This is a genomic window from Bdellovibrio bacteriovorus str. Tiberius (assembly GCF_000317895.1).
Classification (GTDB): domain Bacteria; phylum Bdellovibrionota; class Bdellovibrionia; order Bdellovibrionales; family Bdellovibrionaceae; genus Bdellovibrio; species Bdellovibrio bacteriovorus_F.
This window is the reverse complement of record NC_019567.1, coordinates 2,280,095-2,299,839: the sequence shown is the minus strand read 5'-3', so window position 1 is coordinate 2,299,839 and position 19,745 is coordinate 2,280,095. Positions and strand designations below refer to the sequence as shown.

Here is a 19,745-nt window from a genome sequence, read left to right as displayed (position 1 = left end):
TTCTAAGGCGAGAGGGTCTTGAGGCTGAAATGAGAAGAGAGTTTTATATCGCGTTTGCGGTGGCATTGGGTCTGAATGTGTTGTTCTATCTTTATTGGACGCCAGGACTGTATTCTCTGATTCTGTTTGTGCCTTTCTTCCTGCTGGGATTCCGCGACATTCATCAAAATCGCCACGCGATCAAGGCGAATTTTCCGGTGTTCGGTCACTTCCGTTATATTCTGGAATCCATCCGACCTGAAATAAATCAATACTTTATCGAATCCAACACCGATGGAAAGCCGTTCAATCGTGAACAGCGTTCCGTGGTTTATCAGCGCGCGAAGAAAGTGTTGGACACTGTTCCATTTGGAACCCAGCACAACGTGTATGCGCAAGGGTATGAGTTCGTGACTCATTCCATGTACCCGAAACATGTTGATCGCAAAGATCTGCGTGTCACGATCGGGACGGATCTGTGTAAACAGCCTTATTCCATGTCACTTTTGAATATTTCTGCGATGAGCTTTGGTTCTTTATCCACAGCCAGCATCCTTTCTTTGAATGGTGGCGCTAAGGACGGTGGGTTTGCGCACAACACCGGTGAGGGCGGTATTTCCCCTTATCATCTGGAGCCAGGTGGCGATCTGATCTGGCAAATCGGTACTGGCTATTTCGGTTGCCGCACTCATGACGGTGATTTCGATCCGGAATTGTTCAAGAAAAACGCGGCTCATCCGCAAGTGAAGATGATTGAGATCAAGCTTTCCCAAGGGGCAAAACCGGGTCACGGTGGTATGCTGTCCGGGAAAAAGGTCACCCAGGAAATCGCCAACATCCGTAACGTGCCAATGGGTAAGGATGTGATTTCGCCTCCCGGGCATAAAGCATTCGGCGACAGCCGCGGCATGCTGGCATTCATCACCAAACTGCGTGAACTTTCCGGCGGAAAGCCTATCGGTATTAAACTGTGCCTGGGTCACCGCAATGAGTTTGAAGAACTGGTCAGCCTGATGACCGTTGAAAAAGTTTATCCGGACTTTATCGTCGTGGACGGCGCTGAAGGCGGGACCGGGGCGGCTCCATTAGAGTTTACCAATTACATCGGTATGCCAGGAATGGATGCTTTGGTGATTGTGGTCGACACACTCAAAAAAGCCGGTTTGAAAGACAAAATCAAAGTCATCGCCACAGGCAAGATCACCACAGCTTTTGATATCATCAAGTTGTTGTGCTTGGGCGCTGATGCGACTTACGCGGCAAGATCCATGCTGCTGGCGCTGGGTTGTATCCAGGCGCTTCGTTGTAACAACAACAAATGCCCGACCGGCGTGGCAACTCAGGATCCGAACCTGGTTCGCGGTTTGCACATCCCAACTAAACGTGTGCGTGTGAAGAACTTCCATCAGGAAACCTTGGAATCCGTAGCCCACGTTATTGGTGCTATGGGCGTGGCTCGTCACCAGGATTTGAACCGCAGCCACCTTTACAAACGTGTCGAAGACGACACCATCAAAACCTACGCCGAAATCCATCCAGGCGTTTAAAAGAAATCGACAGCCAAAAAAAATCGAGCGGGGGCGGGCCTTGAGCAGAGGCCTTGAAGCCCGCCGCTACAGCGGGCACGCCTCCGTGCTCAGTCGGTGCCGGGACTGCGTCCCGGTTCGAGGTCGGCACCCTCCACAGGAGGGCCCACCTCCCCCATGCGCCACCGAAGGCCCGCTTTCGGGCAGGCTTAAAGGCCTCTGCTCAAGGCCCTCATTGCTAGATACAGCTTGGCTTTCGTTTTTTTAAACGTGCCCCCGCGCGTGACTCTCGGTTTTATATTTTTGTTTTTGTACTGAACTTTGTTTGTGGCGCTGAAAATTAGGGTCGTTGATCAATCGTAAATAGCAAAATTTGGGGAGCGAGGAAGGGCCCTGGCGGCCAGAGAGAGGCCTTCGCGGGGCCTGGATGGCCCTCCGCCGAAGGCGGAAGCGACGAGGCAGGATGCCGTGCCGAACGGCGGGCCGACAGGGGCCTTGCTCGGGCCCCAAATCGTCGTGTCTAAGGCGGATCAACAACCCGCCCATATTCTTACATGCATTTGAATTTCATTTCTACGTTGTAGCCGTTTCCTAGGACTCCGTCGGCTACTGCGCCGCCTAAGCCTACGATGCCGCCAGCCGTGGATTCAGTTTGGCCGCCCAAAACGTACGTAGCGCTGCCAAGGACTTGGGCTGCTTTGCTGGCTTTTTTTGCGTTTTTATAGGTTTTTTCGTCGTAGTCACCTTTGTAGTTGGAGGACTCGTTGATGAAAGCTGCTGTTTGGTTGCGCTCTTTGCAGAAGCTGTTGGCTTGGCGGATGGCTTCGCGGGAACCTTGGTCGGTGTCTTCGCTGGCGATAACGACGCGGTGAACGCCGTCAGCTCCGGCGCGAACATCCGGGTGGTGGGCGCACGCTGCGGTGAAAAGAGTGGCGGCTGTGATCAAACCTAAGCGAAGAGAAACCTTGTTCATGTTAAGCATTCCTTTTGTTGTGAAATAACAATGATAGGAGACGCTGAACTATGCAAACAGTCCAGATTTTTTTAAAGGCTTAGCAACAAAGCGCCAAGTCCGATAGTGGCCGCACCCAGAATTTGTGTCCGGGTCAGGGACTCTTTTAGGAATACCGAGAATATAACCGCAAAAAAGATGGAAGAGTTTCTAAGTGAAATCGCAAAGCCCGGGGCTGAAACCTTTAAGCCATACAAAAAGATCAGGAACGAAGCCGTGGCGAAGCTTCCGCACAGCACAACACGCACCGGGTGCGAGGTCATCGTGGCTTTCAGGCGCAGCCAAGGGGCGCTGCGGATGCCGTAAAGTAAAAACGGCAAAGACACGATCATCGCCACCATGAATAAAGGCTTGGGGTCGGTGTTTTCGGTCAGGGCTTCGTGATAGGCCAGATGATATCCGGCGATAAAGACGGCGCTGATATAGGCCCAGAGGTCGTTTTTCAGGCTCTGTCTTTTTCCTTTCAGCAGATCCTGGAAATTCATCGCTAGAATTCCCAATAGCACAAAGAGGGCCCCCAGGAATTGCAAGCCGTGAGCGCGCTCGCCCAAAAATACGGTGGAATAGATCCATACCAGAACCATCGCGCCTCCGCGCATGATGGCGTAGGATTTTCCAAGGCTTGAAGCCCGCAAAGCTTTGGACAAAGTCAGGAAATAGAACCCCTCAAAAACGCCGGAAAGAACGGCAATCGCAAAGGCGCGGTTGTCCGGAAAAACCAACCCCGTTCCACTGATCGGCAGGCTGGCGGCCGTAATCAGACCGCTTAGTAAAATGGTCAGAAAAAGGAAGCTTTCCTTGTCTTTAGAGGCCTTGGCAAGGGCATTCCAGGCAGCGTGAAGCAGGGCAGAGAGTAAAAGTAACAGGGGTCCTAAAGTCATGTCTGTTGTTTTAAACCCTTTCCATGGGCCCAAGCCACAAAAAACTGCCTCGTATTGGGGTTTTATGATATCAGAACCCCACCTATGAAACTGACCGATTTGGACTTTTCCTACCCTGAAGAGCTTATTGCCACGTCCCCTGTGCGGCCGTCCCGCGTGATGTGGGTGGAAGGCGAATTGGAGCCTCAGGAAATCAGTCTTAAAGATCTGTTGTCGCGTATTCCGGCAGGCGATGTGCTGGTCGTGAATAACACCCGCGTTTTGAAGCGCCGGGTTTTTTCTGGCGACGTTGAAATCCTTTTCCTGAAACAGATTAATGCCACGGACTGGGAGGTTTTGTTCCCTTCCAAGAAATTCAAAATCGGTTCTGTGTTGGAGCTTCCTTTGGGCGTGCAGATGACCTTGCAGCAAAAAGGCCGCCCGCAAACAGTTTCACTCAGTCAGGAAGTCAGCGAAGACTATTTCCAAAAAGTGGCTGAGTTGCCATTGCCTCCGTACATTCAAAAAGCCCGGGAACAGCGTCACACTGTGGATGCTGATGAATCCTGGTATCAAACGGCCTGGAATAAAAGTCCTGGCAGTTTCGCGGCTCCCACGGCCAGCCTGCATTTTTCTGCGGATGACATTGAAGGTCTGAAATCCCGCGGAGTAAAAGTTCTGGAAGTCACTTTGCACGTGGGCTTGGGAACTTTCCTGCCGGTGACGGCGGAAGATCTGAATGATCACGACATGCACGAAGAGTATGTTGAAATCTCTGCCGCGACATGGACGGCGGTGCAAAATGCCAAGGCGGAAGGTCGTAACGTTTGGTCCCTGGGCACCACCACCAGTCGTTCGCTGGAAAGTGCGGCACAAGGGCTGTTGGGTGTGATGTCTGAAACGGGATTTAGTGGTTTTACCAAGCTGCTGATTCAGCCGGGATATCAGTACAAAGTGGTGGATTGTCTGATGACGAATTTCCATCAGCCGCAGTCGACTTTGGTGGCTTTGGTCGCCGGATTTTCTTCCTTGAATCGAGTAAAAGCTTGCTATCAATGGGCCATTGAGCGAAAGTTCCGGCTCTTTTCTTATGGCGATCTGACAGTTTGGGTCGCGGCCGCGAAGTCGGCAGTTCACGAAGGGTGAGGTTATGTTGGACGGTCACAATTCCACAGCCGTGGGTCCTAATTCCACAGCAACAGATGCAACTATGAAACTGGGTGAATTTAAGGTTCACGCCACCGAAGGCAATGCCCGTCGCGCCACTTTGATGACGGCACACGGTCCGGTGCAAACTCCTGTCTTTATGGCGGTGGGCACGAAAGCCACTGTGAAAGCGATGACTCCGGAAGAACTGAAAGACTGCGGCACCCAGGTTGTTTTGGGGAATACGTACCATCTGCATTTGCGTCCTGGTGAAAAAACCATCGCGCGCATGGGTGGCTTGCACAAGTTCATGAACTGGCACGGACCGATCCTGACGGACTCTGGCGGTTTCCAGGTGTTTTCGTTGTCCCAGCTTCGCAACATGACTGAAGAGGGGGTGGAGTTCCGTTCTCACTTGGATGGAGCGAAGCACTTTATTTCCCCTGAAAAGTCCATGGAAATCCAAATGGACCTGGGTTCTGATATTATCATGGCCTTTGACGAGTGTTTGAAATACCCGGCAACGGATGAAGAAATCGAAAAGTCCATGGCGCTGACCTATCGCTGGTTGCTTCGTTCCCAGGCGGCCATGACCCGCAAGGAAAGTCTGCTGTTCGGTATCGTTCAGGGTGGCTTAAGCCTGAAGCACCGCTTAAAGAGCATGGAGCAAATCTGCTCTGTGGACCTTCCGGGTTATGCTTTGGGTGGATTCAGCGTCGGGGAGCCAATGCATTTGATGCACGCTCTGCTTCCGGATGTGGCGCCTAAAATGCCGGCAAATAAGCCGCGTTACCTGATGGGCGTGGGCACTCCGACGGATTTGATTATCGCGATTGATTCCGGTGTGGATATGTTTGACTGCGTCATGCCTACAAGAGTGGCACGCAATGGGACAATTTATACCTGGAACGGCAAAGTCAGCATCAAGCGTTCGGAATACAAGGAAGATCCTTCTGCCTTGGATCCGGAATGTGATTGCTACACTTGTAAGAACTATTCCAAGTCTTACCTGCGTCACATGTTCATGAGTGGGGAAATTCTTGGTTCCCGCCTGAACACCATCCACAACATTCATTTCTATATGAAAGTGATGGAAAAGGCGCGTGAGGCCATCGCTGAAGGCCGCTGGGCAGAGTACCGTGACTTCTGCTTAACACGCTTCGCCAAGAAAGACTCTTAATCGGCGGCAGCCGGCAGTGCTGGAGCGCCTGCGGCGCGGAAGCTGGAGCAATTTGTCGGGGGCACGCCTGCGCTGCGGGAAGACCCTCCGCCTTGCATCCGAACCTTTTTGAGCGAGTTATTACTAAAGTATTGATTCTTCCCAAGAATAATGCTGAATTTTAACGTCAGTTAGAATTGTAAGTTTATGGAGGAATCAATGTTATACGGACTTCTTGTATCCACAGCTCATGCACAATCAGCAGCTCCTGGCGGTCAGCCATCGGCTTTCGAAATGTTTGTGCCGTTCATCTTTATCTTCGTCATCTTCTATTTCCTTATTATTCGTCCTCAGTCCAAACGTCAGAAAGAACACCAAAAGTTCCTTACTGAAGTTAAAAGAGGTGACGAAGTTGTCACTTCCTCCGGCATCCTGGGTCGTGTAGAAGGCATCACTGAGCAATTTGTGACTTTGGAGATCGCAGACGGCGTTAAGGTGAAAATGCTTCGCAGCCAGATCGCAACATCTCAGAAAGCAGCAACTCAAGAGGAAAAGAAATAATGGAAGGTCTTCGCTGGAGAACGTTTGTAGCAGTATTGGGCGTAGCCGCATCTTTGGTGTGGGTATTGCCTAACTTGGTTAACTTGTCGGAAGTGTCCTGGTGGCCTTCCAAGCAGAAACTGAACTATGGTTTGGACATCCAGGGTGGTTTGCACCTTGTTATGGGCGTGGATGTTGATGGTGTGGTTAAAGAATCCACCACTCGCATGATCATGACCATGAAGTCCGAAATGACCAAAGAAAACGTCGCTTATGCTGACGTTAAATCTGAAAAGCCGGAATCCGGTGAAATTCAGGTTGTCGTGGCTGATGCCGCTGGCAAGGCCGGTGTGGAAAAGTTCATTACTGATAAGTATTCCACCGTTTTGCAGGTCGTTGGTTCCACTGACACTTCTGTGACGGCTCGTTATTTCGATGCTTACCTGAATGAGTATAAAAACCGCGTTATTCAGCAGTCCATCGAAACCATCCGTAACCGTATCGATGAGTTCGGTGTGGCAGAGCCTTCCATTTCCCAGCAGGGTGCCAACCGTATCCTGATCCAGTTGCCAGGTATGGCTGACGCTGAAAAAGCGAAACAGCTGATCAACACAACTGCGAAACTGGATTTCATGATCGTGTCCCATGAACTGAACGCCCAACAGCTTCAGGTGATGATTGCCGAAGTTGAAAAAGCCGGCAACTTCAACATGGAAAATACCAAGTACTCTGACTATGTGACTCGTGTGAATGAGGCTTTGAAAGGCAAACTTCCGGAAAAAACGGCTGTTTACTTCGAAAAAGCTCCTAACGCTGCGACAATCGATGCCGGAGCAATCCCTTACCTGCTAAGAACTGATACAGATCTGGGCGGTGGTGCACTGGATGACGCTTTTGTGGGTTACGACCAGTATGGTTCTCCACAGGTGTCTTTGCAGTTCAACTCTGCAGGGGCGCAAAAGTTTGCGGACCTGACTGGCAACAGCGTGGGCAAACAAATGGCCATCGTTCTTGATAAAGTTGTTAAATCCGCTCCAAGCATCCGTGACCGTATTGCGGGTGGTTCTGCTGTCATCACTTTGGGTGGCGGTCGTGACCGTAATGGCATGATGGATGAGGCGAAAATGATCTCCACTTCTTTGCGCGCGGGTGCTTTGCCTGCTTCTTTGGAGCAGTTGGAAGAACGTCGTGTGGGTCCTACTTTGGGTGCTGATGCTATCGGTAAAGCCAAAATGGGTTCTTACGTTGGCGCTGCGATCATCGTGATCTTCATGCTGGTTTATTACAAATCCATGGGTGCGGTGGCGTCCTTTGCTTTGGGTCTGAATATCCTGGGCATCTTTGCTTTGCTAACCACTTTCGGTGCAACTCTGACTTTGCCGGGTATCGCGGGTATCGCTTTGACCGTGGGCTTTGCGGTTGATGCCAACGTTCTGATCAATGAGCGGATCCGGGAGGAACTGCGAATGGGTCATGGAATCAAGGTGGCTGTGGCTGAAGGTTACAACCGTGCGATGTCTGCGATCATCGATGCCAACGTGACGACGGCTGCGACAGCAGTGGTTCTGTTGTACTTCGGTACAGGTCCGGTGCGTGGTTTCGCGGTGACTTTGTTGATCGGTATCGTGACTTCCATGTTCGCAAACGTGTTCGTGTCCAAAGTTATCGTTGATACTTTGGTGAATAAATTCAACTTCAAGAAGTTGTCGGTTTAGTAGGTATATATGGCTAATAAAAATACAGAATCATTTGGACGTTTTGATTTCGTCGGTAAAGCCTGGTTCTTCGGGGGCGTGTCCCTGATCCTGGTTATTGCTTCTTTGATTTATCTTGCAGTTCACGGCATCAGCTACGGTATCGACTTCAAAGGCGGTACCGAGATCCAGGTGAAATTCGACCAGGGTGTGACTATCGACCAGGTTCGTGACTCTGTTGTGGGTCTGGATCTGGGTGAAGTGGGCGTTCAGTCTTTCGGTGAAGGCAATGAATTCATCATTCGTTTCCAGGGTCGTGAAGGTAAAACGGACAAAGAAACCAATGAAATCCTGAATGCAGATCTGACAAAAGTTCGTGGCATCATCACTGATAAATTCCAGGCTTCCAATCCGGATATTCGCCGTATTGATACCGTGGGTCCTCAGGTTGGTGCGGAACTGAAGCGTAATGGTTTGCTGGCAGTATTCTATTGCTTGCTGGTGATCCTGATCTACGTGGCACTTCGTTTTGACTACAAGTTTGCTCCGGGCGCAGTACTTTGCTTGTTCCACGATGCGGTGATCACTTTGGCGGTCTTCGTTTTGGTGGGCAAAGAAGTGAATGTGTCTATTTTGGCTGCGATCATGACGCTGATTGGTTTCTCTCTGAATGATACCATCGTCGTATTTGACCGTATCCGTGAGATCGACACTGGAAACCACGATAAGGGCTTCAAGTTCGTTATCAACAAGTCCATCAACGAAATGTTGGTGCGTACTTTGATCACGTCCGGTACCACTTTCATTTCCGCGCTTTGCCTGTATATCTTTGCTGATGGCACAGTTGAAGACATTGCGTTCTCTATCTGTGTGGGTATCTTCTTCGGTACTTACTCTTCTATCTACGTAGCGGCTCCTTTCGTTCTTTTGATGGACAAGCTCCAGTTCAAAAAAGCTAAAGCGGCTTAAGGGATTTTCATGAATCCTTTGTGGACGCTGCGGGAATCTGAAAATGAGCCAGTCATCCCCTCGAATGTCGGGGGGCAATGGCCGCAGCTCATCACCAAGGTTCTTGCAGCCCGCGGTTTTTCCGAAGCTTCCAATGTTGAGAAGCTTCTTTTTCCGAAGCTCGCTGATTTGAAAGATCCTCTTGTCTTAAAGGGGATGTCTCAAGCTCTTGAGCGCCTGGGTCAGGCGTACCTGAATAAAGAAAAAATCTGCATTTATGCTGACTTCGATCTGGATGGAACTTCCGGTCTGGCATTGTTAAAAACCGGCATGCTGGCTTTGGGTTTCCCGGACGTCTTGCACTATCAGCCCAAACGTTTGGCTGAAGGTTACGGTTTCCACGCCCATGCGGTGGAAGAACTAAAAAAACAAGGCGTCAGTCTGATCATCACTGTCGACGTCGGCATCACCGCACACGCGGCGATTGATAAGGCCAATGAGCTGGGTGTGGACGTTATCCTGACCGATCACCATTTGCCGGCCGATACCATCCCATCCGCGTTTGTGGTGGTGAACCCGAATCAGGGCGACTGTCCGTCGGGATTGGGATATCTGTGTGGTGCAGGTGTTGCTTTCTATTTGCTGCGAGGATTGAAACGTCACTTCCACGATCATCCGCAACTGCCTAAAAATAATTGGGATTTAAAAGAAGTATTGGATTACTTTACCATTGGGACCCTGACGGACATGGTTCCGTTGGTCGATGATAACCGCGTGCTGGTAAAACATGGTTTGGTAAAGCTTGCTGAAACCAAACGGGCCGGACTTCGAGCATTGCTTGAAGAACTGGATCTGACCGGAAGACCTCTGACCAGTCAGGATGTGGCGATTCGTTTTGCGCCAAAACTGAATGCGCTTTCTCGTATGGAATCCGGCATTCTTCCTATTGATATATTCTTGTTGGATGATCCAAGCCAAGCCCGCGATATGGTTCGACAAGTGATGAAGAACAACTCCACCCGCGTGCAGTTGCAGGGCGATGCGGAAGCCGAAGCTCAAGCATTACTTCAAGGCTGGCCTCATCAGGATTTCGTCTTTGTGGCTTCCCGAAACTTCCACCGCGGAGTTTTGGGATTGATCGCGACCAAGCTGACTCAAGTCTATAACAAACCGGCCTTTGTGGGTGCGGTGGGTGATGACGGCATGATCGTCGGCAGCGCACGTTTGCCACAAGGTCAGGAAGCTTGTCTGGTGGAAGCGATGTCTTCTGCCCAGGAATTGCTAAGCCGTTTCGGTGGTCATTCGGCCGCGGCAGGTTTTGAAATTGCTGAAACCAAGGTGTCCACTTTTGTGGGAAAACTGGCGGATCATTTCTCGGATTTGCGTGAAAAGCCAAAACCGCTAGAGATTTTCTATGATGTTGAAGCGGGTCTGTCTGAAGTCAGCGAAGCTTTGATGAAATGGTATGACTTCGTCGGTCCATTCGGGGCGGGGTTCTCGATTCCTTTGATTCATTTTACCAATGTGCAGGTCTTGTCCAAGCGTGAACTTAAGGGCGGCCATCTTCGTTTGAGGATTGCTGATGCGGATGGCGGGGCTTCTGCGGAAGCATTGCTGTTCACGCCGACTCCGCGCCAGTTGGATACCCTGACCAACGTGCCTGGGTTCTATCACGTTCTGGGCGAGCTGCAGTGGAACTATTTTGCCGGGCAAAAGACAGTTCAGATTCTTATTCGGGATTTAAAGGCAACCACATGAAAAAAAATAAAAAGGTCGTAGTGCTTTTGTCGGCGGGTTTGGACTCGACGGTGAATGCCTACGAGGCTATCAAGCATCATCATGAAATCGTGCTGGCTTTGACTTTCAATTACGGTCAGCGCGCAGCCAAGAAAGAACTGGAAGCTTCAGCAAATATCGCGAAACACCTGGGTATTCCGCATCAGGTGGTCGAACTTCCGTGGTTCAAGGACTTTAACAAATCTTCTTTACTGGTCGAGGATCAGGCAGTTCCTACGGGTTCAGCCGTTGAAATCGATAATCAGCAAAAATCTGAAGAAACTGCCAAGTCCGTGTGGGTTCCAAACCGCAACGGGATCTTTTTGAATATTGCCGCAGCCTATGCCGAAGCGCTGGGCGCGGATGCGGTGATACCGGGGTTTAACGCCGAAGAGGCTGCGACCTTCCCGGATAATTCCCGTGAGTTTTTGGAACAAGCGACCAAGTCCCTTTGGTATTCGACATCCAATCACGTGACGGTGGGTTGTTATACCGCTCACTTGAAAAAACCGGACATCGTGCGTTTGGGGCAGGGTTTGAAAGTTCCGTGGGAATTGATCTGGCCTTGTTATTTCTCGGGTGACAAGTGGTGCGGGCAGTGTGAATCCTGCCTTCGGTCCAAGCGGGCTTTTGCTTCAGCCAACATTGATGTGAAACATCTTTTTAAGGAGTAGTGCGGATGGAAACTTCATTTATTGAAAAGAAATTTGCCTATGACGGTTCCCAGCTTCGTTCTTTGTTTGCGTATCTGGATCACGGAATTCTGGGGCCTTCCATTGTTTCCTGGGTAGGGGCTTGTTCCATTCCGTTTGATCACATGGTCGACGGCGAAGATCTGCTTGAAAAAGCAGTGATCCAGTCAGATGAAATGCTTCATTTTATCATTGAGGTCTTTGATCGCGATTTATTTTCGGGCGTGGCTTTGCAGCGTCTGTTCGCGTCGATCGCGAAAGACTATGTTCAGGCCCACGGAAAGGGTCTTTTGACCGGTAAATCAGTTCGCCGTGACGGTGATGATATTTATCTTGATACCAAAAAGTTGAGCATCAGTATCGCGACCCGTTCTCCGGTGTCGGTGATGGTTCACTTCGCCATGAACGTGACCAACAAAGGCACTCCGGTGGAAACGTTGTCTTTGCAGGATCTGCAGATGGATCCGGTTCGCGTTGCCGAAGACCTGATGGCTCTTTTCCGCCGCGAATTCGAATCCATCACGATCGCAACCCAAAAAGTCCGCCCGGTTCCTTAAAAGGAACCAGGAACCTTTTTAGTGGTGGTGGTGGGATTCCTGCTTCTTACCGCCTTTAAGGGCCTTTAGTGGAAGCTTGTAGATGGCTTCGTTGCCGACCGCTTTTTCGCGGGTGGCTTCAACTACCAATTCAGTTTTAGTCGGCACCTTTCCTTCCGGAATGCAGTGATAGTGATCTCCGCCCATAATTGAACAATTATAAGCCACGGTTGTTTTTTTACCGCGGGCGGTGACCTTCACTGATGAATCCTTGGTCGTCGGATTTTCAAAGTTCATATCCAATAGATACACATGCACGCCTTGATCCTTGTCCACGGTGATTTCAGTGTGGAAGGCGCCAGGCATCAGGATGTGCCCGCCGTGAGGGCCGGGTTTGTCTTCGCCATGGGCCCAGGACAGGGATGGAAGCAGAACAAGAGTGGCAATTAATTTTTTCATGGCAAATCTCCTTACATTGTCAGTTCGTCAAATTTTAACTTCAGCACGGCCAGGTCTTTTTGCACCTGCAACAGGCGGGTGCGGTTTTCAAAAAGACTGTTGGTGGCGCTGGCCAGATCTGACGAGTTCTTGATACCGCGGCGGTACTCAGAAAGGGTCAGGTCATAATATTTCTGGGTCAGGGTCTGGCGTTTTTCCAAAAGACTTCTTAGTGCCAGCAGTTCACGTGCTTTGTTACGCAGGCTTTCCGTTTGGGTGTTTAGCTGAATCTGGGTGTTGGCTTTTTCAAACCCCTGGGATGTTTCCAGCTCTTTCGCAGCAGCAGTTTTAAATCTGGTGTCCAGACCAGAGAAGAATGTCCAAGTCATCAACACGGAAACCCGGGACTCGGTACCGTCCATGGGATCTTCATACTGCGGTACCAGGCGGCCATACTGGGCGTTCAGATCGATACTGGGCAGATAAGCCCCTTGTGCTTTTTGACGACGCAGGTGGGAGCTTTGCTCCAAAGCCTGCTGTTTTTGCAGGGCCGGGTTTTGGGAAACATCCGTCTTGGCAAAGTCCGCTTCGCTGATGCGAGGAAAGGCCTCTTTCGTCGACAAATTCGTCACGCTGTCGGAATAGACCAGGGATTTGATCACATCCTGGGAAATCTGCAGATCCGTTTTGTGGGATTCGATTTCGGCAGAAAGAGTGCTTTCCTCCAAATCCAGTTCAATAGCGTCAACGTTGGAAGTCAGGCCGGCATTGATTTTCTTTTGCGCCATCGAACGCTGATTGTGCAGGAATTGAATTTTTTCTGAATCCACAGAAATAAAGTGCGTGTTCAGCAGGGCCTCGTAATAAGCTTCGCCCAACTCGCGGTTCAGGCGGCGCGAGGTGATGTCGTGATCAAGGTCCGCCACGCGGCTTTCCTGATCGGCGATGCCTTTTTCTTTCCAGTCCTGGCCGCCGCGGAACAGGTTCCAGCGGCCGCTCAGATAGCCCACATATCCGTCGTCTTTGTCATGCAAAGTGTTTTCTTTGGCATAGCCCGCAGCTGCGGAAAGCTCGGGCAGGAACGGGCTCCATTGGCTGTGGGCCAGATTCTTTTGCGCCTGCTGGCGCGAAGAACTGGCGCGCAGCTCAGGATTGTTGGTCGCAAGCTGCTTTTTCAACGTAGAAAGGCTGCTTTCGGCCATTGCGGGAAGACTGAAGAACAGGGCGCATAGGCCCCATTGCCATTTCATAGAAAGGCTCCTTTTACTTTTCAACCAGGAACTTGAAGGTGTCGGATTTGCCTTCGTAGTCCACTTTGATTTCCATATTCACGCGGTGAGCGCCGGCAAAGTCCACAGTCGTGTCGAAGGAATTTGCGGTTGTGGTGAAAGTCATTGGTGTTGCTTTGCCTTTGGGGGATTTAGCTGTACCGGAGATTTTGATTTTTTTGAAATCAACAGTCTCGCCTTCGTGGGCCCGCGGGAAGAACTGGACTTTGTTGTCGATGGCCAGCATTTCCATGTTGAACAGCTTGCCAGCTTTAGGGATGCCGCCATGCTGGGCTTTGATCACGCCAGGAGCGTCGTGGCCTTCATGGGCAAAGGCTGCGGGTGCCAAAGACAGTGATGTCAGTACAATCAGGGACGTTAGAATGTGTTTCACGAAAGGACTCCTTCTTTATCTTTTTCTTCAATGTGTTTTTCAGCTGACTTCTTGCCGTAGCGATAGAAAATCGCCGGTGTCAGATACATATCAAGCAGCGTGCTGCTGAGCAATCCACCCACGATGACAATAGCCACAGGATGCAGGATCTCGCGTCCCGGGGCTCCAGGAGCCAGGGCCAGAGGCAGCAATCCCAAAATGGCTGTCAGTGCAGTCATCAGTACCGGCACCAGACGCTCCAGCGATCCACGAACCACCATGTGTTTGGTGAAGCTTTCGCCTTCGTGTTTCATCAGATGCAGATAGTGGGAAATCATCATGATCCCGTTACGGGAAGCAATCCCGCACAAAGTCACGAATGCCACAAGGCTGGCCACGCTGAGTGTGCCACCCGTGATCCAGATTGCAATAATACCACCGATAAAGGCCATCGGGATGTTCAGCATGATCTGCAGGGAAATAAACGTCGACTTGAAGTTTGCAAACAGGATCAGGAAGATTGTCAGAATGGAAATCAACCCCAGAACAATCATCATGTCCGAAGCCTGTTGCTGGCTTTCAAACTGGCCGCCATAGACCACATAGTAACCCGCAGGCATTGAAACCCTGGATTCAATGTTCTTTTTGATGTCGGTAATGATTTCATCCAAAGAGCGATCGGTCGAGTTGGCCTGAACTACGATGCGTCTTTGTGCATTTTCACGCTGGATGATGTTCGGGCCGGTGGATTCATATACGTCGGCCACATTTTCTACCGTGATGCGACTGCCGTCAGGCATGATTTTCACCGGAGTGCGTTTGATCAGCTCCAGATCCGTTCGGGACTTGTCATCAAAACGCATGAAGACATCAATGGTTTTGTGGCCTTCCAGAATCTGACCCACGACTTCGCCTTGCAGAGCTTTTTCCAAAAGCTGCGCCAGATCACCAACTGTGATTCCGTAGCGGGCGGCTTCGTCACGCAAAAGATGAATTTTCACCTGAGGGATCAGAACCTGTTGTTCGACCTGAAGATCCACCAGTCCCGGAACATCTTTGATAGCTTGATAGATCTCAGCCCCTTTGGCACGCAAAGTGGGAAGTTCCGGGCCAAACACCTTGATGGCGATCTGGGCGCGCACACCCGACAGCAGGTGATCCAGTCGGTGGGAAATAGGTTGACCCACATTCACGCCGACATCCGGAATGACTTCAAGTCCTTTGCGGATTTCTTCCAACACCACGGCGCGTGGGCGGCCTTCGTCTTTAAAGTCGACTTCGATTTCAGAGGTGTTTACGCCTTCGGCGTGTTCATCCAGCTCAGCACGGCCCGTGCGGCGTGACACCGTCAGAACTTCCGGTGTTTTCAGGATGATCAGTTCGGCTTGGGTTCCGATTTTATTGGATTCGGGTAACGAGATTCCCGGCGGGGCAATGACCGTGATCATCGCCGATCCTTCATTGAAATGTGGCAGGAAGTCCCGGCCGACAATCAGGGATAAACCGATGGAACCCGCAAACAGCAGACCTGAAAACCATAATACCGGTTTTGGATTGTCGAGAGTTTTATTTAATAAACGTTCCTGATGTTTCTTAAGCCATCGCACAAGGGCGCTGTCTTTATGTTCCAGCAGTTCACCCTTGGACAGGAAGTAAGAACACAGGGCTGGAGTCACGGTCAAAGAAACCACCATCGAGGCCAGCAGGGACACAATATAAGAGATCCCCAGTGGAACGAACAGGCGGCCTTCGATACCAGACATGCTAAACAGAGGCACAAAGACCAGCACCACGATCAAAGTTGCGATCACGATGGAGTTACGAACCTCGGAAGAGGCTTCGTAAATCACCAGCAGTGAATTGCGGGGTTTGGCCAGCAGCTTGTTTTCGCGCAGACGGCGATAGACGTTTTCCACGTCAACAATCGCGTCATCCACCAGTTCCCCGATGGCAATCGCCAAGCCCCCTAAGGTCATGGTGTTTACGGAAAGGCCAAAGAACTTAAACACGATGGCCGTCAGAACAAAGGACAGCGGAATCGCCGTCATGGTGATTGCGGTGGTGCGGAGGTTCATCAGGAACAGGAATAACACGATAAGCACCAGGAAGACCCCATCGCGCAGGGCCATCTTGACATTATCAATGGCGGTTTCAATGAACAGGGCCTGTTTGAACAGGTTGGGTTGCAGCTCTACGCCCTCAGGCAAAGTGGTGGCAAACTGCTTTAAGGCTTCGTCAATTTTTTCAGTCAGCTCCAGGGTGTTGGCGCCCGGCTGTTTCTGAATGCTCAGGATCACGCCCGGTTTTCCGTTGATGCTGCCGTCACCGCGCTTGGTTTGCGGGCCTTCGACGACTTCGGCGATTTCTTTCACCAGAACGGGACGGCCCAGGTGCATGCCGACAACCGAATTCATGATCTCGGATTTTTCTTTTACTGCGCCGATATTGCGGATCAGGAATTCCTGACCATTAAGGTCGATGAAACCACCGGTGGAGTTTTGCGACACATCCGATAGGTTGTGTTCGACTTCGTCCATGGTCAGTTGCAGCTTTTGCAGTTTTTCAGCGGAAATCAGAATCTGGAACTGACGAGCCCCACCACCGATTGAAATCACCTGGGAAACGCCGGGAATGCTCATCAGGCGGGGGCGCAGTGTCCAGTCAGCCAGAGTGCGCAGGTCCATTCCAGAGACTTTGTGGTCCGGCGAACTTAAACCCACAAATTGGATTTCGCCCATGATGGATGAAATCGGTCCCAGGGTCGGGGAGATGTCTTTCGGGAGTCTTTCTTTGGCGAGGGCGATTTTTTCCTGCACCAGCTGGCGGTTTCTATAGATATCGGTGTCCCAGCCAAACTCGACATAGATGACACTAAGACCGATACCGGAGGATGAGCGCACGCGCTCGACACCCGGCAAGCCATTCAAGGCTGTTTCCAGCGGGAAGGTCACCAGGGTTTCAACCTCTTCCGGTGCCAGGCCATGGGCCTCGGTCATAATATTGACCGTCGGACGGTTTAGATCTGGAAAGACGTCCACTGGCAAATGAACCAGGGCCCAGCCTCCATAGGCCACCATTAAAGCAGCAACAGCAATCACAATGAGACGATGAGTCAGAGAGTATTTAATAATTCTATCAAGCATAGGTCTACTTTAATGCCTCCGCACACCCTACTAGGAGGGGGTATCTGGCCTTGTGACAATCCGAGGAAAAATATTTTTCTTCCCAGGCCCTTGAAATAGATACCCCAGGGGGGTATATACTGGAACTGAAATCGAGGTGTGTCATGAAAAAAGATTCCGGTCAGCATCCCGACCACAGTGGTCATTTAAAGCGTCTAAACCGTGTCCGCGGCCAATTGGATGGCATTCAGAATATGATCGAGGAACGCCGTTATTGTCCGGACATTGTTTTTCAGATCCGTGCCGCTGCCAAGGCCCTGCAGGCGATGGAAAATGAAATCATGAAAACCCATGTCCATGGTTGCGTGAAAACGGCGATCAAATCCAAAGATGAAAAAGAAATCTCCAAAAAAATCGACGAGATCATGAATCTGGTCAGTAAGTAGGCGTTATGGAAACTCAAGATAACAGCACCGAGTTGCAACTCATTGGCATGTCCTGCGTGAATTGCGCGGGAAAAATTGAAAAGACCTTAAACGGCCTGCCGGGCGTGACTGCGACGGTGAATTTTGCGACGGAAAAAGCCCAGGTGAACCTGGGGGGAAGTCCCCTGACGGTCGAAAACCTGATCAAGACCATTCAGGATTTGGGCTATCAGGCCTTTGAGGTAAACTCTGAAGTCGACGCACAAAAGATAAAAGAAGAAGCGGCTGCTGAATACCGCAAAGAACTGCGTCTTTTTATTATCTCAGCGATTCTGACAGCTCCCTTCCTGGTTGAAATGGCCGTGATGCTGACTGGGGCGGGGCATGAAATGATTCCGCGCTGGGTCCAGTGGATTTTGGCGACTCCGGTTCAGTTCTGGATCGGGTGGAGATTCTATCGCGGGTCTTATTATGCTCTTAAATCCGGCAGCGCCAATATGGATGTGCTGGTGGCTTTGGGAACGACGATGGCTTACGGTTTAAGTGCGGTGATGACGGCCATGAACTGGCATCATCATCACGTGTATTTCGAGGCCAGTACTGCGGTCATTACTTTGATTCTGCTGGGTAAGTTGATGGAAAGCCGGGCCAAGGGCAAAACTTCCGAGGCGGTGGAAGGTCTGCTTCGCCTGCAGCCGAAAAGAGCTTTTGTAGAAAGAAACGGTGAAGTCATCTCTTTGGATATCAGTGAACTTGTGTCCGGGGATGTTGTGGTGGTGAAAAACGGTGAGTCCATTCCGGTGGATGGCCTGGTGGTGCAGGGGACTTCCAGCGTGGATGAGTCCATGCTGACCGGCGAAAGCATGCCGGTGCAAAAGGGTGTTGACGATCGCGTCTATGCTGCGACCTTAAATCAAGATGGCAGTTTGCGTATCAAGGCGACGGGGGTGGGCAGCAAAACACAGTTGGCGCAAATCATTAAAATCGTAACGACGGCTCAAGGGTCCAAAGCACCGATTCAGCGTTTGGCTGATAAAATCTCGGCGGTCTTTGTTCCAATTGTGGTCGGGATCAGTGTTTTGACTTTCTTCGGCACGTGGCTGTGGACAGGGGATTTGACTCTGGCTTTCATCTCATCAGTGTCGGTGCTGGTCATTGCTTGTCCGTGTGCTTTGGGGCTGGCAACGCCCACCGCGGTGGTTGTGGGGATTGGCAAGGGAGCGCAAGCAGGAGTTTTATTCCGGGATGCCAAGGCTTTGGAGCTTGCTGAAAAAATTGATGTTCTGGTTTTGGATAAAACCGGCACCATCACCGAAGGAAAGCCCGTGGTAACTGAAGTTCATGTGACCTCGGGCCAGGATAAGAAAGAGGTTCTGACGTTTGCGGCAAGTCTTGAGGCAGGCTCTTCCCATCCGTTGGCGCATGCAATTTTGGAAGAAGCCAAAAAAGAAGGTTTGCCTTTGGCTGCGGTTGAAAGTTTCAAGAGTGTGATGGGGCAAGGGGTGGAAGGTCGTATTCAGGGCCGCTCACTGAAGCTGGGTAAAAGCGCCTGGGTGGCTCCGGATTTTTCTTTGAATCAGGAACTGTTGAGGGACCTTGAATCCAAAGGTCAGACACTGATGGTGCTGGCTGATGAGACTCGCGTGCTGGGTTATATTGCGGTGGCCGATCGTATTCGTGAAAGCTCCAAAGAAGCCATTGCCGAAATTCAAAAGCGCGGCGTGAAAGTAATGATGCTGACCGGGGATAACGAAGGCACGGCCAAAGAGATATCCCGTCAGGCTGGAATCACAGAATACAAACACAGTGTGAAGCCAGCGGATAAAGCCAATGTCATCGTCACCTTGAAGCGCAAAAAACTGCGTGTGGCGATGGTGGGTGACGGTATCAACGATGCCCCGGCATTGGCGATGGCGGATGTCAGTTTCTCAATGTCCTCGGGAACAGATATCGCCATTGAAACGGCGGATGTGACCTTGATGAAAAATGATCTGAAGTCCGTGGCCCAGGCCATTGAACTGTCGCATCTGACGCTGAAAAAAATCCGCCAGAATCTGTTCTTTGCATTCATCTATAACGTCCTGGGAATTCCGCTGGCAGCACTGGGAATGCTAAACCCTGTCATTGCGGGTGCCGCCATGGCGATGAGTTCAGTTTCAGTCGTCAGCAACTCGCTGCTATTGAAAAGAAAGAAAATCTAAAAGGTGCCTGGTTGTTTTTTCTGGCTATGCCGCGTTTAACGCTGGTTTGC

Annotated in this window: 17 protein-coding genes; 11 read left to right on the top strand and 6 right to left on the bottom strand. The window is 50.8% G+C overall.

What is annotated here, in order from left to right:
* Positions 1 to 29: 29 nt before the first annotated feature.
* Entirely contained in the window at positions 30 to 1,526 is a 1,497-nt protein-coding gene (locus tag BDT_RS11015) for an FMN-binding glutamate synthase family protein (RefSeq protein WP_015091318.1), read from the top strand.
* A gap of 529 nt (positions 1,527 to 2,055) precedes the next feature.
* Here the strand turns inward: BDT_RS11015 and BDT_RS11010 are convergent.
* Together BDT_RS11010 and BDT_RS11005 are read right to left on the bottom strand one after the other, a co-directional pair.
* Positions 2,056 to 2,478 (bottom strand): hypothetical protein, encoded by a 423-nt coding sequence (locus BDT_RS11010; protein ID WP_015091317.1) that lies wholly within the window; start codon positions 2,476 to 2,478, stop codon positions 2,056 to 2,058.
* Positions 2,479 to 2,549: 71 nt separating this feature from the next.
* Positions 2,550 to 3,398 (bottom strand): DMT family transporter, encoded by an 849-nt coding sequence (locus BDT_RS11005; protein ID WP_015091316.1) that lies wholly within the window; start codon positions 3,396 to 3,398, stop codon positions 2,550 to 2,552.
* A gap of 84 nt (positions 3,399 to 3,482) precedes the next feature.
* Between BDT_RS11005 and queA the strand changes: the two genes are divergently transcribed.
* The 8 genes from queA (at position 3,483) to BDT_RS10965 (ending at position 11,889) form a co-directional block, all read left to right on the top strand.
* Positions 3,483 to 4,523: a tRNA preQ1(34) S-adenosylmethionine ribosyltransferase-isomerase QueA gene (gene queA, locus BDT_RS11000; protein ID WP_015091315.1), complete on the top strand. Its 1,041-nt coding sequence runs from the start codon at positions 3,483 to 3,485 to the stop codon at positions 4,521 to 4,523.
* 4 nt (positions 4,524 to 4,527) lie between these two features.
* On the top strand, positions 4,528 to 5,703 hold the full coding sequence (gene tgt, locus BDT_RS10995; RefSeq protein ID WP_015091314.1) for a tRNA guanosine(34) transglycosylase Tgt: 1,176 nt from the start codon (positions 4,528 to 4,530) through the stop codon (positions 5,701 to 5,703).
* 198 nt (positions 5,704 to 5,901) lie between these two features.
* Entirely contained in the window at positions 5,902 to 6,243 is a 342-nt protein-coding gene (yajC, locus tag BDT_RS10990; protein ID WP_235046093.1) for a preprotein translocase subunit YajC, read from the top strand.
* Entirely contained in the window at positions 6,243 to 7,937 is a 1,695-nt protein-coding gene (secD, locus tag BDT_RS10985; protein WP_041577692.1) for a protein translocase subunit SecD, read from the top strand. The genes yajC and secD overlap by 1 nt, the downstream gene beginning before the upstream one ends.
* Positions 7,938 to 7,946: 9 nt before the next feature.
* Positions 7,947 to 8,885 (top strand): protein translocase subunit SecF, encoded by a 939-nt coding sequence (secF, locus tag BDT_RS10980; RefSeq protein WP_015091311.1) that lies wholly within the window; start codon positions 7,947 to 7,949, stop codon positions 8,883 to 8,885.
* Between the two features lie 9 nt (positions 8,886 to 8,894).
* The gene (gene recJ, locus BDT_RS10975) at positions 8,895 to 10,622 is read left to right on the top strand and encodes a single-stranded-DNA-specific exonuclease RecJ (RefSeq protein WP_015091310.1); all 1,728 of its coding nucleotides are present in this window, start codon (positions 8,895 to 8,897) and stop codon (positions 10,620 to 10,622) included.
* A complete protein-coding gene (queC, locus tag BDT_RS10970) occupies positions 10,619 to 11,314 on the top strand; it encodes a 7-cyano-7-deazaguanine synthase QueC (protein WP_015091309.1) in 696 nt (231 codons plus the stop codon). Before recJ ends, queC begins: the two co-directional genes overlap by 4 nt.
* 5 nt (positions 11,315 to 11,319) lie before the next feature.
* Complete coding sequence (locus BDT_RS10965; protein ID WP_015091308.1) at positions 11,320 to 11,889, top strand: DUF366 family protein; 570 nt, start codon at positions 11,320 to 11,322, stop codon at positions 11,887 to 11,889.
* 18 nt (positions 11,890 to 11,907) lie between these two features.
* Here the strand turns inward: BDT_RS10965 and BDT_RS10960 are convergent, their stop codons facing one another.
* Genes BDT_RS10960 through BDT_RS10945 form a run of 4 tightly spaced genes read right to left on the bottom strand, consistent with a single transcriptional unit; the run spans position 11,908 to position 17,090 of the window.
* Positions 11,908 to 12,327 (bottom strand): hypothetical protein, encoded by a 420-nt coding sequence (locus BDT_RS10960; protein ID WP_015091307.1) that lies wholly within the window; start codon positions 12,325 to 12,327, stop codon positions 11,908 to 11,910.
* 11 nt (positions 12,328 to 12,338) lie between these two features.
* The gene (locus BDT_RS10955) at positions 12,339 to 13,556 is read right to left on the bottom strand and encodes a TolC family protein (protein WP_015091306.1); all 1,218 of its coding nucleotides are present in this window, start codon (positions 13,554 to 13,556) and stop codon (positions 12,339 to 12,341) included.
* Positions 13,557 to 13,569: 13 nt separating this feature from the next.
* Positions 13,570 to 13,968, bottom strand: coding sequence for a hypothetical protein (locus BDT_RS10950; RefSeq protein ID WP_015091305.1), 399 nt, complete (start codon positions 13,966 to 13,968; stop codon positions 13,570 to 13,572).
* Complete coding sequence (locus BDT_RS10945) at positions 13,965 to 17,090, bottom strand: efflux RND transporter permease subunit (RefSeq protein WP_041577689.1); 3,126 nt, start codon at positions 17,088 to 17,090, stop codon at positions 13,965 to 13,967. The genes BDT_RS10950 and BDT_RS10945 overlap by 4 nt, the downstream gene beginning before the upstream one ends.
* 143 nt (positions 17,091 to 17,233) lie before the next feature.
* Here BDT_RS10945 and BDT_RS10940 point away from each other — a divergent pair, with 143 nt between their 5' ends.
* Positions 17,234 to 17,515, top strand: coding sequence for a metal-sensitive transcriptional regulator (locus tag BDT_RS10940; protein ID WP_015091303.1), 282 nt, complete (start codon positions 17,234 to 17,236; stop codon positions 17,513 to 17,515).
* 5 nt (positions 17,516 to 17,520) lie between these two features.
* Positions 17,521 to 19,695 carry a heavy metal translocating P-type ATPase gene (locus BDT_RS10935; RefSeq protein WP_015091302.1) on the top strand — a complete coding sequence of 725 codons (2,175 nt, stop codon included), beginning with the start codon at positions 17,521 to 17,523 and terminating at the stop codon, positions 19,693 to 19,695.
* The last annotated feature ends 50 nt before the right edge of the window (positions 19,696 to 19,745 follow it).